Below are 15,647 nucleotides of genomic sequence, written 5' to 3'. Positions count from 1 at the left end.
CCGAGGCTCCCTAGGATGGGGGCAGATCCAGGTATTGCAAGGCCTTGATCGCCATCAAGTGCAAGGGATAGAACCCGTAGGCCCAGCGCCCTACAGGCACGATGGACGCCCCCTGGTAGGCCAGCATCCGCAAACCCAATGGCACCGCCATTGCAGCTGTGGCCAGCACCAGCAGGGAAAAAGGCTGCCAGGGATGTGCCCGCAACCAACTGTTGGTCAGGTTGGCGCCCATTGCCAACAGGCAGGGCACCAGCCATCCCGGCCAACCTCGCGACCACAGCACCAGGCAGGCCGCCGGCAGCAACACCCCCGGCAAGCCGTACATCAGTCGATCACTGAAAACCAGCGCCAGCCCGGCACTACCGAGCCCGACAATGCGCGCAGCAGGCTGCGGGTGCCTCACCCCCCAGGCGACCAGCAGGCCAAGGGTCAGGGTGGGCATGACGTTGAGCGTATGCGAGCCATTGTCCAGCCACCGGTACGGGCCTTCGGCAAGTATCGAGAAGGCCAGCATCCAGCTCAGGTAGCGAGCGTTGGCGGCGGTGTACAGCACGCCTGGCTGGCCGCGCGCGACATGACAGGCGATGACCAGGCAGAACAGTGGAAAGGCCAGTCGCCCGATCACGAACAACCCGTCGGCACTGGGCCACAGGTAGCGCAAATGATCGGCGACCATGCTCAGGATCGCCGTCCACTTGACCAGGTCGAGCCCGCTCGAGCGGCCGTTCAGTGCCCCACCTCGGATTGCGCCGAGGGGTTCAGGTAGCGTGTGGTCCAGGCCGCCAGGGGCAGCGGAGGCTGCTGCTGGAGGATACGACGCCAGATCAGCCCCAGGTCATGGCCGTTGAACATCGCGGCACCGCCACGCCAGTTCGCCGGGGTATCGACCACCCACTGTCCCTGGCTGTCGCGGTGAGCCATGCTGAAACGGAAGGTGTAGTTACCGGGAATGCCCATGCGCAGGTCGGTGACCACCAGTACATCGCCCACCACGTCATAACGCAGCCAGTCATCGGTGAACCAGCGCAGCCGCTCGTGCAGCGCGACGCCCTCGAGCACCTTGGCGGCCTCCAGGTTCAGCGACAGGCGCTGCATCTCGGGCGGTTCGCGGTCGAACACACTGCTCACGCCCTCGTAGTAATGACCATCCGGTGTCTTGGCCAGCACCCGCCAGACCAGGCTGTTGAAGGCCATGGGCACTGCACGCAGGTGATCGACCGCAACGCCCTGGCGGCCCAAGGCCTCCTGGAAACGCTGCTCGACCGCCATGCGCCCGGCCAGCCCAAAGCCCAGATACGCCGTGCTGAACACCAGGGCTGCTGTCATCAGGGGTATCGCCTTCCCGCTCAGCCCTCGCCACGCGGTATAGATCACAGCGACCAGCAGTGGCAAGGTGTAGACCGGATCGATGATGAACACCGCCGCCCAGCTTTCGGGAATGAGCGGCAGCGGCCAGAACAATTGCGTGCCATAGACCGTGAACGCGTCCAGCAGAGGGTGGGTGACCAGCACCAGCCAGAACGCCACGAACAACCGGGGCCAACGGTATCCCTTGTCGGGCCAGCGCCTTTGCCCAACCCAGGCCACCAGCCACGCCAGCAGCAGCGCCAGACCGGTAAGGACGAAGATCGAGTGGGAAAAACCACGGTGATAGGTCATCTGCGAAACGGGGTCCGCATACCGGATCACCACATCGAGATCGGGCAAGGTGGCCAGCGCGGCGCCATACAGCAGCGAACGGCGGCCCTGGATGCGACCGAGCACCGTACCTTGCAGGGCGGCACCGAGTACGGCTTGGGTAATCGAGTCCAAGGTGAGTCTTCCATCGGCAGGGTCAGGGAAACCTACCCCTCGGCGCCCGCGGCGGCAAGCGTGCAGAGCCCCTCGATGGCACCGGGGAAACAGCTTGCAAACATGTGTCAACACCGCTCGGGAAAAATTGCCTGCAGCGAGGCCATGGCTTCTGCTAAAAACGACGATTCCCAGCAGCCTGATGACACCCATGACCGACACCCTGCTCACTCACTTCAAACGCCGCTGGCTCATGTGGGTGGCCATGGCCCTGCTGGTGGTGGGCCTGCCCGCGGGCTGCGCGGTCTTGCAGCACAAGGAGCGCGAACTGGTGTTTCGTATCGAGCCGGGCCAGGCCAGTTGGTTCAGGGGCCTGCCGGCCGACGTACAGGAACTGGACCTGCGCCCGCGCAACTTCACCGACGACCAGAGCCTGCATGCCTGGTGGTGGCCGGCCAAACGCGCCGATGCGCCGGCGATACTCTACCTGCACGGCGTACGCTGGAACCTCACCGGCCAGATGTTCCGCATCGAGCAGTTGCACGCCATGGGCTATTCGGTGTTGGCCGTGGACTACCGCGGTTTTGGCCAGAGCCGAGGCGACCTGCCGTCCGAAGCCACGGTTTACGAGGACGCCCGAATTGCCTGGGAGCGCTTCGCCCAGTTGCAGCCGGTGCCGGGCAAGCGCCTGATCTTCGGCCATTCGCTGGGCGGTGCGGTCGCTGTGGAGCTTGCCTCGGAGCTCGCACGCCAGGCACGCCAGCAAGGTAAGCCTGTACCTGCGCGCGGCCTGATTCTCGAATCCACCTTCACCTCCCTTGGCGACGCGGCGGCATCAGTGGCCGATACCACACTGCCGGTGCGCTGGCTGCTGTCGCAGAAATTCGACTCGCTGGGCAAGATCGCCGATATCGGTTTGCCGCTGCTGCTGGTGCATGGCCTGGATGATCGGTATGTGCCCCCCCGCTTCAGCGAGGCGCTGTTCGAGGCGGCCCAACAGCCCAAGACCTTGCTCCTGGTGCCGGGAGCGAGCCACAACAACAGCATGAGCCTGGCCGGCCAGCGCTATCGACGCGCGATCGAAGCATTGTTGTGAAACCACGGGTAACGATCACTGCACCGGCAGGAAATTCATCAATAACAGGCTCTGCGCGTAATTGAGGCCGATCCGTCGATAACGCTCATCCAGCATCTGCGCCAGCAGATCGAGGCGCGCCACGATCTTGCCGAATTCGACGGCAAAGCTGAGGTTGCTGCCCTCCTCCGAGATTTCGTTGGAAAACAGTAGCAACACACCATTGGCGTCCTGGCGCTGACTGAGCATCCAGGTAGCCTTTTCGATGTTGCGCGCGGCGTTATTGACGAACAGTGGATCAATCGCATCGGTCATGTAGAACTCGGTGCGCCCACCGTGGGCGGTAATCAACATGCTGCCGATGGCATAGATGAACGCCCCGACTCGATCTCCACGAAACTCCGGGCTCAAGGCGTAGCTCAGCGCCGCCAGGTCACGGCGCTCGCCCAGTTGCGGCAATGGCTGGCGCTGCTCGATGGCCTGGCGGATCTGGCGCTCGGCGGTGGCCGCATCCAGATAGCCGGACTGCTTCCACTGATTGGGGTTGCGCAGGTAGAGCTTGTTCATCAGCAGATACAGGCTCTGCAGGTTGTCGCGCATGGACAAGGTCGCCATGCGGTCGACACTGGTCTGGAACAACTCGCTGGGATGACCATTGCCTAACTGGGTGAGTACGTCGCGCCCCTGCTGCCCGGTGCACGCGCACAGGGCGATCAAGACACCCACCAGCGACAGGCGGGCACGGCGGCGATAGGCAGGAACAGGCATCTGCACCGGGGTCCAGGGTCAGCGGCCGGGCCGGAAATCGGCACAGCCTGGCCATGCATAGAGCCCCTGAACGCCAAAAAGTGCGACGTGCAAGGCAGGTTGATGATTTCCAGTCGCTACGCCTGCGCGATTCGTAACAAGAATTGACGACCAAAGCATGGCCGTGATCTCCTAATACATTACGTAGGGTGCCCCTTGCAGGGGTGAAACGGGAAACCGGTGCGTCAATGGCTCTTCATGGGCCTGACAAGTCCGGTGCTGCCCCCGCAACGGTAAGCGAGCGAGCGTCTGATCCACTGTGTCCGCAGTTCGGCATGGGAAGGTGACGCTCTCCCCAGGGGCCATGCTCCTGCTCGTCAGCCCGGAGACCGGCCCGACGTCTTGTGATCACACCCCGCGGTGGGCGGGCGCTGTTGCATGTCCCTGGGCGGTTCTCGCCTGGGGTTGCCGCGCTTCCTGTCGCCCATGAAAAAAAGCAGAGGAATGCGTCATGTCCGTCACCAGCGCCAAACACAGCATCGCAACCCCCGTCAGCCTCAGCCAGCGCCTCGTCGTTGCGGTCGGCGCCAGCCTGCTGGGCCTGTGCCTGGTGTACTTCGCCGGGTTCTCTCATCTCGAGGCGGTGCACAACGCTGCCCACGATACCCGCCACAGTGCTGCCTTCCCTTGCCACTGAGTGCCCGACAATGATCAAGCGTATCGCTCGAACTGCAGGCTTCAGTGGCCTGCTCGCCGCACTTTTGCTGACACTGTTGCAGAGTTTCTGGGTCGCGCCCCTGATCCTCCAGGCCGAAACCTATGAAAACGCGGCGCCCACCGAGCAGCACGAACACACAGGTGAAGGTGCCGGGGGCCATGAACACGACGCAGAAGCCTGGTCGCCGGAAGATGGCTGGCAGCGGGTGCTGTCGACTGCCGGCGGCAATCTGGTAGTGGCAGTCGGTTTCGCGCTGATCCTCGCCGCACTCTACAGCCTGCGCGAACCTGGTCGGGTCAGTACTGGCGCGTTGTGGGGCCTGGGCGGCTTCGCCGTGTTCTGCCTGGCACCGACCCTGGGCCTTCCGCCTGAACTGCCTGGCACCGCCGCTGCCGATCTGGGCCAACGCCAGACCTGGTGGATCGGCACCGCCGCCGCCACTGCGGTGGGCCTGGCGTTGCTGGTCTTCGCGCGCCACTGGCTGCTGAAGGTGCTCGGCGCAGCGCTGCTGGTCGTGCCACACCTGATCGGCGCCCCTCAGCCACTGGTGCATGAAAGCCTGGCACCCGAAGCGCTGGAAGCACAGTTCAAGGTTGCCTCCTGGCTGACCAACGCAGCCTTCTGGGTTGCATTGGGGCTGCTGAGCGCCTGGCTCTACCGTCGCTCCGCGCAGGCCTGATGGCCGCGCTATATGTCGGTTTCGGCTGCCGCAGGGGTTGCCCGGCGGCGGTTCTGGAAACCCTGCTGCACCGTGCGCTGGCCGACAACGGCCTGAAGCTGGCCGCCTTGCGTGGTATCGCCAGCATCGATCTCAAGGCTCAGGAGCCCGGCCTGCGGCAACTGGCCGAGCAACTCGGCCTGCCCCTGACGCTATACAGCGCCCAGCAACTGCACCCATTCCTGCCCCTCCTCAGCCACCGCTCCGAAATGGCCTTCAACGCCACAGGCTGTTGGGGAGTGGCAGAGAGCGCAGCGCTGGCACTGGCTGACGAGGGTCAGCGCTCGCCGATCCTGACAGTCACTCGACAGGTGCTCGGTGACGCTACCCTTGCCCTGGCCAGCAACGGATAATCGCTTTTCATTTCACGTTTCAAGGACTTGCCATGACGGTCTATTTCATCGGTGCCGGCCCCGGCGACCCGGAGCTGATCACGGTCAAGGGCCAACGCCTGATCCGTCAATGCCCGGTGATCATCTACGCCGGCTCACTGGTACCGCCCGCGGTACTTGAAGGCCACACGGCCAGTACCGTGATCAACAGCGCCGAACTGCATCTCGAGCAGATCATCGCCGCCATTCGCGACGCCCATGAAAAGGGGCTGGATGTCGCCCGGGTACACAGCGGCGACCCCAGCCTGTATGGCGCCATCGGCGAGCAGATCCGCCACCTGCGCGAACTGGGCATCGACTACCAGATCATTCCTGGCGTCACCGCCACAGCCGCCAGCGCCGCCCTGCTCGGCTGTGAACTGACGCTGCCAGACATCTCCCAGACGGTCATCCTGACCCGCTACGGCGACCGCTCACCGATGCCGGCAGGCGAGCAACTGGCGGACCTGGCGCGCCACCGCAGTACCTTGGCCATCCACCTGGGGGTACGCCATCTACCCCGCATCGTCGACGAGCTGCTGCCGCACTACGGGGCAGATTGCCCGGTGGCAGTGATCCACCGCGCAACCTGGCCCGACCAGGACTGGGTCAGGGGCCGCCTCGCCGATATCGTCGACGCTGTTGCCGACAAAGGCTTCCGACGCACTGCGCTGATTCTCGTCGGCCACGTGCTAGGCGACGCGCCATTTGCCGACTCGGCCTTGTACCGCGCCGGCCACGCCCACTTGTATCGCCCCGGCGACTGAGGATTGCCAGCCAGCGTCCAGCGACCGACACTGGCGCATCACTGTCCGTACCGGAGTTGCGCCATGCTCGAGCTACGCCCCAATTGCGAATGTTGCGATACAGATCTGCCCCCCGATACCCTTGACGCGTTGATCTGCTCGTTCGAATGCACCTTCTGTCGCCGCTGCGCCGAGCACCATCTGCAGGGACAGTGCCCGAATTGCGCAGGACAATTGCGGCAACGCCCGACGCGGGTCGGCACTGCGCTGATCAACAATCCCGCCTCCACGCAACGCGTGAACAAACCTCACCCAGCTTGTCTGCGCTCTACCTGAGCATCCTCACCCCATACCGGCCCGTGAGCGGCGTCGCCGCCCCACGCGCCGCTTTTTTGTAAGACTTTTCACCAACCAGTGGCGGCTTTTTCAACGCGCCTATACTCGCCATTATCAAAGCTTTCTGATGGACGTATCGTGCCTGCAGCCAGATTGGCCCTACAGACCCATTCCTGGATAACGTCAGGAACGAACATTACTTCGTACAGGAGTTTTCCCATGACCACCGTACTGATGGTCGATGATCACCCCACAGTTCGCCTTGCCGTGCGCATCCTGCTCGAACGCGAACGCTTTGATGTCGTTGGCGAGTCGGGTAATGGCATCGAAGCCGTACAGATGGCACGCCAGCTTGCCCCAAAAGTGGTGATTCTCGATATTGGGCTACCAGGCCTGGATGGCATGGAGGTGATCAAGCGTTTGCAATTGCTCGATCCTGCGCCAAAAATCATGGTACTCACTGGGCAGTCCTCCGACCTCTATGTTCGTCGCTGCCTGGATGCCGGGATCGCGGCTTTCGTCAACAAGGACGAAGACCTCGATGCCCTGTTGTTTGCGCTTAAGGCACTGGTCAAAGGTTATTCGACGTTTCCGCAGATGTCGGTGAACAGCAACACCCTGGCATCGGAAACGGTACGGCTCAACAGCCTGTCGAACCGGGAAATGGAAGTCTTGCGCAGGCTCGCGCGGGGAGAAAACAACAAGTACATAGGGACAGCCATGAACCTCAGCGCCAAGACCATCAGTACTTACCGCGGCCGAATCGGCGAAAAACTCAAGACCGAGTCGCTGGTCGAAATGGTCGACCTGGCCAAACGCAACCACGTGAATTGAGCCTCGCGCTCATGAAGCACACCCTTGGCGGCCTGCTACTGGCAGCGGCCGTCCTGCTGGTATCGGGCGCCGCAGCTGGCGAAAACGAACCACGACAGTTGTTGGCCCGCTCGATCAGCGCCAGTGCCGCGCTGCCGCTGAGCGACAGCGACCGCCAATGGCTGCGCGAGCGCAAGGTGCTGATCCTGGGCAGCTCGCGCCCTGACTATCCGCCCTTCGAAATCAATGTCAGCCCGCACGACTACGAGGGATTGAGCGCGGATTATGCAGGCCTGATCGGCGAGCAATTGGGCATTCCGGTCGAAGTACGCCGTTTCGCCAGCCGCACGGCGGCCATCGAAGCCCTGCACAAGGGGGAGATCGACCTGCTTGGCAGCTCCAACGGTTTCGAAGCGGCCGATGCCCAGTTGTCCCTGAGCCAAGCTTATGCCGACGACCTTCCGGTAATCGTCACACGTCAGGACCGTCCCCAACTACACAGTGAGGATCTGACCGGCCTGCGCCTGGCGATGGTCGACCACTACCTGCCGACGACGACTGTCCAAGCCCTGTACCCCGAGGCGCATCTGACCCTCTACAGCTCGACCCAGGCAGGCCTTAGCGCCGTGGCGCTAGGCGATGCCGATGCTTACATCGGCGATGCCATCAGCTCGGACTTCGCCATTGGACGGGCCTATCAAGGCCTGGTGCGCATCGACCATTTCGTCCAGACGCCTGCAGGTGCCTTCGCTTTCGCACTGGACCAACACAACGTCAGACTGCTGAATCTGGTCGACCAGGCGTTGCAAAGGATCACTGACAGCGAGCGCCTGAACATCCTGCGGCGCTGGTCCAGCGGCAACACCAGCCTGCTCCTTGAACGGCGCCCTTCCACGCTCACCGGTGAAGAACAGCGCTGGTTGGCCAGCGCTCCGAGGATACGGGTGCTGATCAATCCCAGCCTTGCACCGCTGACTTTCAACGACTCCCAGCAGCAACCCAGCGGCATCACGCTGGACGTTCTCAAACAGATCACGTTGCGCACCGGCCTGCGTTTCGACATCGTCGAACGCGACTCCGTAGCCGCCATGGTCGATGAGGTGGCACGGGGCGATGCACAGATGATCGGAGCTCTGGACTACAGCACGCCACGTGCATCGCGCCTCCGTTTCACCCGCCCCTACCTGGTCAGCCCGAACGTGCAGGTCGTGCGCCGCGGCAGCACTCCGTCTACCCCTCTTCAAGGGCAGCGCATCGCGCTCGTACGTGATGGTTCCCAGCATGTCGCGCTGCGCCAGCGTTATCCAGAGGCTCGGGTGGTCGAGGCCAGCAACGTGTTGGCAATGATGGAGTCGGTTGCCAAAGGCAATGCCGATATCGCACTCAGCAGCAACATCAGCGCATCCTACTACCTGACCCATGTGTTCAAGGACAAGTTGCGCATCGCCGGCTTGCAGGACGACAGTCATACAGCCATGGCCTTTGCGGTAGCGCCTGACCTGCCACAACTGCAGTCGATCATGGACAAGGCGCTGCTGAGTATCCCGCCGGAAGAACTGGACCAATTGGTCAACCGTTGGCGCACCAGCACCGTCGTCAGCGATAGCCTATGGGGCAACTACCGCTCGCTGGTATTGCAGGTACTGGTGCTTTCGACGCTGCTGCTGGCCGGTGTGGTGTTCTGGAACGGCTACCTACGCAAGCTGATCCACCAACGCAGCGAAGCACAACGAGCGCTGCAAGCGCAGCTCACACTCAGCCGCAGCCTGCTCGAACAACTGCGCGTGGCCAAAGAGGATGCTGAGCGTGCCAGCCAGGCCAAGAGCAGCTTCCTGGCAATCATGAGCCATGAGATTCGCACCCCCATGAACGCGGTGATCGGGCTGCTGGAGCTGGCACTCGAAGACAACCGTAAAGGCCGCAGCGACCCACAGGGTTTGCAGACTGCACACGATGCCGCGCTCGGACTGCTCGACCTGATCGGCGACATTCTCGACATCTCGCGCATCGAGTCCGGACACATGGTCTTGCAGCCGGTAGCCACCGACCTGGTCGAGTTGGTCCGTTCGACCCTGCGCGCGTTCGAAGCCAATGCCAGGCTCAAGGGGCTGACATTGCAAACCAGGCTCCCGGAGACGCCGGTCTGGGCCGCGGTCGATCCGGTAAGACTGCGCCAGGTGGTGTCCAACCTGCTCAGCAATGCGATCAAGTTCACCGAGCAAGGCCAGGTCGAAGTCAGTCTGAGCGCGCAGCCGCAAACCAAAGGTGTCCTGCAGGTGGAACTGCAGGTGCAGGACAGCGGCATCGGCATCAGCGAAGCCGATCAGGACAGGCTGTTTCAGGCCTTCGCCCAACTCGACGGCCAGCGCGCGCGCCATGGTGCCGGGCTGGGGCTGATCATCAGCCGTACGCTGTGCCAGCTCATGGGCGGCGTCCTGCAACTGCAGAGCCTGCAGGGTATCGGCACCCGAGTCGATATAAGCCTGTCGCTGCCGAGCGCCGAGCCTCTGGTCGCGCAGACCACGCCTGAACCTGGCGACACCAACCTGGCCGGTCCTTTGCGGGTTCTGGTCGTAGATGACTACCCCGCCAACCTCATGCTCCTCGAAAAGCAACTCTGCACCCTCGGGCACAAAGTGCGCCTGGCTGAAAATGGCGAGGTGGCACTGGCGCTCTGGCAGGCAGAAACGTTCGATCTGGTGATCACCGACTGCAGCATGCCCGTCATGGATGGCCACGAACTGACCCGGCGCATCCGCGCACTGGAACGCGAGCGCGGCGCGCAACCCTGCCAAATCCTCGGCGTCACGGCCAACGGCCAGGCCGAAGCCAAGGCACAGTGCCTGGCCGATGGCATGGACGAATGCCTGTTCAAACCGATCGATCTGCGCACCCTCAAAGCCCATTTGCCCCAGGCGTCGACCACCGAGGCACCGCTCACCGAAGACACACCACCTGCCACTGGTTTCGACATCGCTCAGCTGCGCCATCTCACCCAGGGCGACGTGGACCTGACCCGGCGTCTGCTCGAACAACTCGCCCAGAGTACCGCGCAAGATCTGCAGGCCCTGCGAGAACTGGGGCCAGACCGCACATCGGAACAGGTGAAAACGCTGGTGCACCGGATCAAAGGGGGTGCGCGCATGCTCAAGGTCAGGGGGGTGGTTCGCGATTGCGAAACACTGGAACAAGCACTGGCCGATGAAGCGCCCAGCGATGCATTGCTCGAGCGCCTGGAGGCAAACCTCCAGGGCCTGGAGCATCAGCTACGCGAGGGACTCAATGCAATTGCAGCGTCGAACTGATCTGACTGATTGCATCGACCACATGACGTGAGCCTTGCTGGATCTCCATGATCACGGTGCCGGCCTCGTTGGCCAGCTCCACGCCCAACCCCGTGCGCGACAGGCTCGACTGCATGCTGGCCACCGCCGTCAGTGACAGATCGTGGTTCTGTCGCACCACCTCGACGATCTCCAGCGTCGCTTTGCTGGTGCGCGCCGCCAGGCTGCGCACCTCGTCAGCCACAACCGCGAAACCACGCCCGTGCTCACCTGCCCGGGCGGCCTCGATGGCGGCATTGAGTGCCAGCAGGTTGGTCTGGTCGGCAATCCCGCGAATGGTCAGGACGATCTTCCCAATCAGCTCCGACTGTTTGCTCACGGCATCGATGCTGCGTGCCGCATCATTGAGCTCCTCGGAAATCTGCTCGATCACCTGCACCGTCTGCTGCACCACCTGGGTCCCCTTGCGCGCGCAGGCGTCGGTCTGCACGGAGCTTGCGTGAGCAGCATCGGCAGCGCTCTGCTGGGTGCTGACCTGACTGGTGATGTCGCTGGCGAACTTGACCACCTGGTACAGGCGGCCCTTGCCATCGAAGATCGGGTTGTAGGAGGCCTCCAGGTACACCGTCTGGCCTTGCTTGTTGACCCGCTCGAAGCGGTGGGAGTGATATTCGCCCCGGTTGAGCGATGCCCAGAACTCCCGGTACTGGGCTGATTCGCGCTCATGGGGCAGGCAGAACAATCCATGATGACGCCCCGTGACTTCCTCCAGGCGATAGCCCATGGTGTCGAGGAAATTCTGGTTGGCCGTGATCACCCGCCCTTCGGGAGTGAATTCGATCACCGCCATCGAGCGACCGATGGCCTTGAGCAGGCTTTCGCTCTCGTGCTCTTCGTTGACCCTGCGGGTGATGTCGGCCGCGACCTTGATCACGCTGGTAACCTGCTGTTTATCATCGAGCACCGGCATGTAGCTCGCCTCCAGCCACACCTCGCGCCCCGCCTTGTCGATACGCTCGAACGTACCGCTGATCGCCTTGCCCTGCCGCAACTCATGCCATAACTGCTGGTACTCGGCGCTCTTGGCATAGGTCTGGTCGCAGAACAGACGGTGGTGCTTGCCGCGGATCTCTTCGGCGCTGTAGCCCATCGTTGCGCAGAAGTTGTCGTTGGCGTCGAGGATGCTGCCATCCGGGGCGAACTCGATCATCGCCATGGAGCGACTGATCGCGGCTAATTTGGCTTCCATGCCCGCCAGTGCCTGGCGGCACCGCTGAATCTCGACCAGATCGGACTTGCGATGGTACTCGAACATGCGCCGGGCCTCCTTGTATGCGCAGGGGTTTCCTGAGCATAGATGGGCCCCGCTGCCGTGCAAGCGATCTGATATCACCTTGTGATTAGACGGTTTCGCAGAGGGCTTCGACCGCCCCCACACCCGGTCAGGTACTTTCCCGCACTACCAGTTCGAAGCCCATGTCCTGCTGCTGCTGCGCGACCCGCTTGCCATCGAGCAGGCTCAACAGCGCCTGCGCGGCACTGCGCCCCACGGCGGCCCTTGGCGTACGGATCGACGTCAGGCGCGGCACCATGTGCGCCGAGGCCGGCAGGTCGTTGAAGCCGACCATCGCCACCTGCCGCGGCACCTCTACACCTTGGCGCAGCGCCTGGAGCACTGCGCCCTGAGCCAGGTCGTCGTTGCAGAAGAACAGGCCATCGACGTCCGGTGCCTTGGCCAGCAAACGACTGAACAGCTCGCCCCCAAGGCCGATCGATGAGGGTTGTGGGTCCAGCATCTCCAGCTCCGGTGCCTGCAAGCCCGCTTCCAGCAGCGCCTGGCGAAAACCCTCGGCGCGCTGCATCACCCTCGGGTCGAGCTGCGCAGCGATGAAGCCCAGGCGCCTGCGCCCGCGTTCGATGAGGTGGCGAGCCGCGGCGTGCCCAGCCTGCTGCTGGGAGAACCCCACCGACAACGCGCCCGGCTCCCCGCCAAGCTCCATCATGTGTACACAGGGCACACCGCTGGCGGCGAGCATCTGTCGCGAAGCGTCGCTGCGCTCGAACCCGGTCAGCAGGATGCCGCAGGGCTGATAGGCGAGGTAGTTGCGGATCAGGTTCTCTTCCTCGGCGCTGTCGTAATGATAGTTGCCGATCAGCACTTCCAGCCCGCGTGGACGCATCACCTCGTGAATCGCCTCCAGGGTGTCGATGAACAGTTGGTTGGACAGGGACGGAATCAGTACCACCACCGACTGGCTGCGCGCCGACGCCAGGGCCCGGGCGGCCGGATTGGCCACGTAGCCCAGGCTCGCGGCGGCGGCAATGACCTTTTCCACCAGCTCCGGTGCAACCGTGCTGACGCCGCGCAGCGCGCGCGAAGCGGTAATGGGAGAAACCCCTGAAAGTCTGGCGACTTCGGCCAGAGTGGGACGACCTGTGGTGCGGGAGCCGGTGCGGGTCATGAATGTTGTAATTTTACTACTTGCAAGAAGTGGGAACGGTCACTAAGGTAGCGCTGTCTCAGAACGCAGGCAACGTAATAATTGCCGCAGCGTCCATACTGCGTATCACAAGATCAATAACACCCGGGAGGGTGGCGCCTGCACCCACTGCTCGTCGAGCGTGAGACAGCGCTGTCTTACCCCGCAGGAGGTATCGATGAACCTTTCCCCTCGCGCCATCGTGGTCATGGGCGTGGCAGGCTGCGGCAAAAGCTGCGTCGGCCAGGCCATTGCTACGCGTAGCGGCGGACGCCTGATCGAGGGCGACGCCTTCCACCCTGCCGAAAACATCGAGAAGATGAGCGCCGGCATCCCCCTCGACGACAACGACCGTGCCGGTTGGCTGGTACGCCTGGGCGAAGAGCTGCAGGCCATTCTCCTGGCTGGCGAACGCCCGATTCTCACCTGCTCGGCGCTCAAGCGCCGCTACCGCGACACCCTGCGCCAGGCCGTGCCAGGCCTGGGCTTCGTCTTTCTCGAATTGAGCCCTGAGGAGGCCGAGAAACGGGTGCTCGCCCGCCCCGGCCATTTCATGCCCGCCAGCCTGATCGCCAGCCAGTTTGCGACCCTTGAAGCACCGTTTGGCGAACCGCTCACGCTGGCGCTGGACGCCACGCGCCCGATCGAGGCACTCGCCGAATCCGTGCATGACTGGCTAAAGCCCTGCGGTGACCGGCCTCTGGCGCGAACTGCCTGACCCGGCGGTTTCCCGGCTCACCAAAGACAGCGCTGTCTCGACGCCTGCGAGCGTCAAAAGTTCACTCAAGCTCCGCCATTACAACAACGACAAGACCGAGGCATAGACCCCATGTTCGGACTGGCTACTGATACCTACCTGTTGCTCGACGCGCTGGTTACCATCGTCGGGCTCATCCTGCTGATCACCCATTTCAAGGTTCATCCCTTCGTCGCCCTGACCCTCGCCGCAGGCTTCCTTGGCCTGACCTCCGGCATGCCGGTGGCCAAGGTCATGAAGTCGTTCCAGGACGGCTTCGGCGGCGTGCTTGGCTTTGTCGGCATCGTCCTCGCGCTGGGGACCATGCTCGGCAAGCTGATGGCCGACTCCGGCGGCGCCGACCAGATCGCACAAACGCTGATCCGAGCCTTCGGCAAGCAAAAAGTGCATTGGGCGATGATGTTCGCCGCGTTTCTGGTGGGCATCCCACTGTTCTTCGAGATCGGCTTCGTGCTGTTGATCCCGCTGGTGTTCATCGTCGCCCGCCGCTCCGGGGTGTCGCTGGTGAAGATCGGCATCCCGCTGCTGGCAGGGCTCTCGGTGGTGCATGGCCTGGTGCCGCCGCACCCAGGGCCATTGCTGGCGATCGGCATCTTCCATGCCGACATCGGCAAGACCATCTTCTACGGCCTGCTGGTGGCGCTGCCCACGGCAGTCATCGCCGGGCCGCTGTTCGGTAATTTCATCTCCCGCTATATCCCCGGCAACCCGTCCCAGGAGCTGATGGACCAGATCGCCCGCGAGTCCGACCAGAGAAACCTGCCAAGCTTCACCATCACCTTGGTCACCGTGCTGTTGCCGGTGGCGCTCATGCTGCTCAAGACCTTCGCCGATGTGGTGCTGCCCACCGACCATATCGTGCGCCAGTGGATGGACCTGATCGGCCACCCCATCAGCGCGTTGCTCGCCGCCTTGCTGCTGGCGTTCTACACCTTCGGCTCGGCCCGCGGCTTCAGCCGCCAGCAGATCATGAAGATGCTCGACCAGAGCCTGGCGCCCACCGCGGCAATCGTGCTGATCGTCGGTGCAGGCGGCGGCTTCAAGCAGATGCTGGTGGACACCGGCGTCGGCAACGTGATCGGGCAGATGGCCGTGCAAGCCGAGATTTCACCGATCATGCTCGCCTGGCTGGTGGCGGCGGTGATCCGTATTGCCACAGGTTCGGCCACCGTGGCGACCATCACCGGCGCCGGTATCGTCGCGCCGGTGATCGAGCTGGTGCCGGGAGTCAACCGTGAGTTGCTGGTACTGGCCACCGGCGCTGGTTCGCTGATTCTGTCCCACGTCAACGATGCCGGGTTCTGGCTGGTCAAGCAGTACTTCAACATGACCGTGGCCGAGACCTTCAAGACCTGGAGCATGATGGAGACCATCCTGTCCGTGGTCGGCATCATCTTCATCATGCTGTTGTCGATGGTGGTGTGACCGTCGGTCGGGGTAATGGCACCTTGCTAAGCAGGACGGGGCCCAAGAGTAAGATGCCCCTGTCCTGCGCAAAGGAGTTTGCCCCATGAAACGATCCCTGACCCGTACCTGCCTGCTCGCCGCCCTGCTCTGTTCACCACTGGCCATGGCGGTTGGCACCGGCACCACCTACCCGGACGATCCGCACAACCCTGCACCGCAACCTGGTGTAGACAGCACCCTCAATCCTGTCGAGAAACCCATGCCGCGCGATACCGATCCGCGCATTCAGGGCAACGACCCGGAAAGCCCGCCAGCACGGCAGAACGACAACCGCGATCTGCCCGGCATGGATGGCAGCGGCTCGGAAGGTAATGGTAGCCAGGGCGGCAGCGGCAAGCCCTGAC

The 15,647-nt window shown here is 63.3% G+C and carries 16 protein-coding genes and 1 riboswitch; of the genes, 11 read left to right on the top strand and 5 right to left on the bottom strand.

Features of this window, described 5'->3' with window-relative positions; genetic code table 11:
* Positions 1–10: 10 nt before the first annotated feature.
* Both HU729_RS09305 and HU729_RS09300 read right to left on the bottom strand, forming a co-directional pair.
* Positions 11–703 (bottom strand): TraX family protein, encoded by a 693-nt coding sequence (locus HU729_RS09305; protein ID WP_346655294.1) that lies wholly within the window; start codon positions 701–703, stop codon positions 11–13.
* Between the two features lie 23 nt (positions 704–726).
* Positions 727–1,812 carry a metal-dependent hydrolase gene (locus HU729_RS09300; RefSeq protein ID WP_186709673.1) on the bottom strand — a complete coding sequence of 362 codons (1,086 nt, stop codon included), beginning with the start codon at positions 1,810–1,812 and terminating at the stop codon, positions 727–729.
* A gap of 190 nt (positions 1,813–2,002) precedes the next feature.
* Here HU729_RS09300 and HU729_RS09295 point away from each other — a divergent pair, with 190 nt between their 5' ends.
* Complete coding sequence (locus HU729_RS09295) at positions 2,003–2,887, top strand: alpha/beta hydrolase (RefSeq protein WP_186709672.1); 885 nt, start codon at positions 2,003–2,005, stop codon at positions 2,885–2,887.
* A 15-nt stretch (positions 2,888–2,902) separates the two neighbouring features.
* Here HU729_RS09295 and HU729_RS09290 read toward each other — a convergent pair whose 3' ends face one another.
* Complete coding sequence (locus HU729_RS09290; RefSeq protein ID WP_186665031.1) at positions 2,903–3,634, bottom strand: hypothetical protein; 732 nt, start codon at positions 3,632–3,634, stop codon at positions 2,903–2,905.
* A 169-nt stretch (positions 3,635–3,803) separates the two neighbouring features.
* Positions 3,804–4,026: riboswitch (cobalamin riboswitch) on the top strand.
* Between the two features lie 98 nt (positions 4,027–4,124).
* Between HU729_RS09290 and HU729_RS09285 the strand changes: the two genes are divergently transcribed.
* The 7 genes from HU729_RS09285 (at position 4,125) to HU729_RS09255 (ending at position 10,620) form a co-directional block, all read left to right on the top strand.
* Positions 4,125–4,310, top strand: coding sequence for a CbtB-domain containing protein (locus tag HU729_RS09285; protein ID WP_063545029.1), 186 nt, complete (start codon positions 4,125–4,127; stop codon positions 4,308–4,310).
* A gap of 10 nt (positions 4,311–4,320) precedes the next feature.
* A complete protein-coding gene (locus HU729_RS09280; protein ID WP_186665033.1) occupies positions 4,321–5,010 on the top strand; it encodes a CbtA family protein in 690 nt (229 codons plus the stop codon).
* Positions 5,010–5,402, top strand: coding sequence for a cobalamin biosynthesis protein (locus tag HU729_RS09275; protein WP_186709671.1), 393 nt, complete (start codon positions 5,010–5,012; stop codon positions 5,400–5,402). The genes HU729_RS09280 and HU729_RS09275 overlap by 1 nt, the downstream gene beginning before the upstream one ends.
* 32 nt (positions 5,403–5,434) lie before the next feature.
* Positions 5,435–6,187, top strand: a complete 753-nt coding sequence (cobM, locus tag HU729_RS09270) for a precorrin-4 C(11)-methyltransferase (protein ID WP_186709669.1) — start codon at positions 5,435–5,437, stop codon at positions 6,185–6,187.
* A 63-nt stretch (positions 6,188–6,250) separates the two neighbouring features.
* Positions 6,251–6,502, top strand: coding sequence for a DUF1272 domain-containing protein (locus HU729_RS09265; RefSeq protein WP_186665038.1), 252 nt, complete (start codon positions 6,251–6,253; stop codon positions 6,500–6,502).
* 219 nt (positions 6,503–6,721) lie between these two features.
* A complete protein-coding gene (locus HU729_RS09260; protein ID WP_186665040.1) occupies positions 6,722–7,336 on the top strand; it encodes a response regulator transcription factor in 615 nt (204 codons plus the stop codon).
* A gap of 11 nt (positions 7,337–7,347) precedes the next feature.
* Entirely contained in the window at positions 7,348–10,620 is a 3,273-nt protein-coding gene (locus HU729_RS09255; RefSeq protein ID WP_186709667.1) for a transporter substrate-binding domain-containing protein, read from the top strand.
* Here the strand turns inward: HU729_RS09255 and HU729_RS09250 are convergent.
* Together HU729_RS09250 and HU729_RS09245 are read right to left on the bottom strand one after the other, a co-directional pair.
* Positions 10,595–11,914 carry a PAS domain-containing methyl-accepting chemotaxis protein gene (locus HU729_RS09250; protein WP_186709665.1) on the bottom strand — a complete coding sequence of 440 codons (1,320 nt, stop codon included), beginning with the start codon at positions 11,912–11,914 and terminating at the stop codon, positions 10,595–10,597. The two genes, HU729_RS09255 and HU729_RS09250, sit on opposite strands and share 26 nt — an antisense overlap.
* Before the next feature lie 127 nt (positions 11,915–12,041).
* A complete protein-coding gene (locus HU729_RS09245) occupies positions 12,042–13,061 on the bottom strand; it encodes a LacI family DNA-binding transcriptional regulator (RefSeq protein WP_186665046.1) in 1,020 nt (339 codons plus the stop codon).
* Positions 13,062–13,257: 196 nt separating this feature from the next.
* Here HU729_RS09245 and HU729_RS09240 point away from each other — a divergent pair, with 196 nt between their 5' ends.
* From HU729_RS09240 to HU729_RS09230, 3 genes are all read left to right on the top strand, one after another.
* Positions 13,258–13,797, top strand: coding sequence for a gluconokinase (locus HU729_RS09240; protein ID WP_186709663.1), 540 nt, complete (start codon positions 13,258–13,260; stop codon positions 13,795–13,797).
* A gap of 111 nt (positions 13,798–13,908) precedes the next feature.
* On the top strand, positions 13,909–15,261 hold the full coding sequence (locus tag HU729_RS09235; protein WP_186665050.1) for a GntP family permease: 1,353 nt from the start codon (positions 13,909–13,911) through the stop codon (positions 15,259–15,261).
* An 85-nt stretch (positions 15,262–15,346) separates the two neighbouring features.
* Positions 15,347–15,646: a hypothetical protein gene (locus HU729_RS09230; protein ID WP_112898371.1), complete on the top strand. Its 300-nt coding sequence runs from the start codon at positions 15,347–15,349 to the stop codon at positions 15,644–15,646.
* Position 15,647: the final 1 nt, after the last annotated feature.

Source organism: Pseudomonas sp. RW10S2 (assembly GCF_014268985.1).
In the GTDB taxonomy this organism is placed as follows: Bacteria; Pseudomonadota; Gammaproteobacteria; order Pseudomonadales; family Pseudomonadaceae; genus Aquipseudomonas; species Aquipseudomonas wayambapalatensis.
The sequence above is the reverse complement of the archived record's forward strand: the minus strand, read 5'-3'. Positions and strand labels throughout refer to the sequence as shown.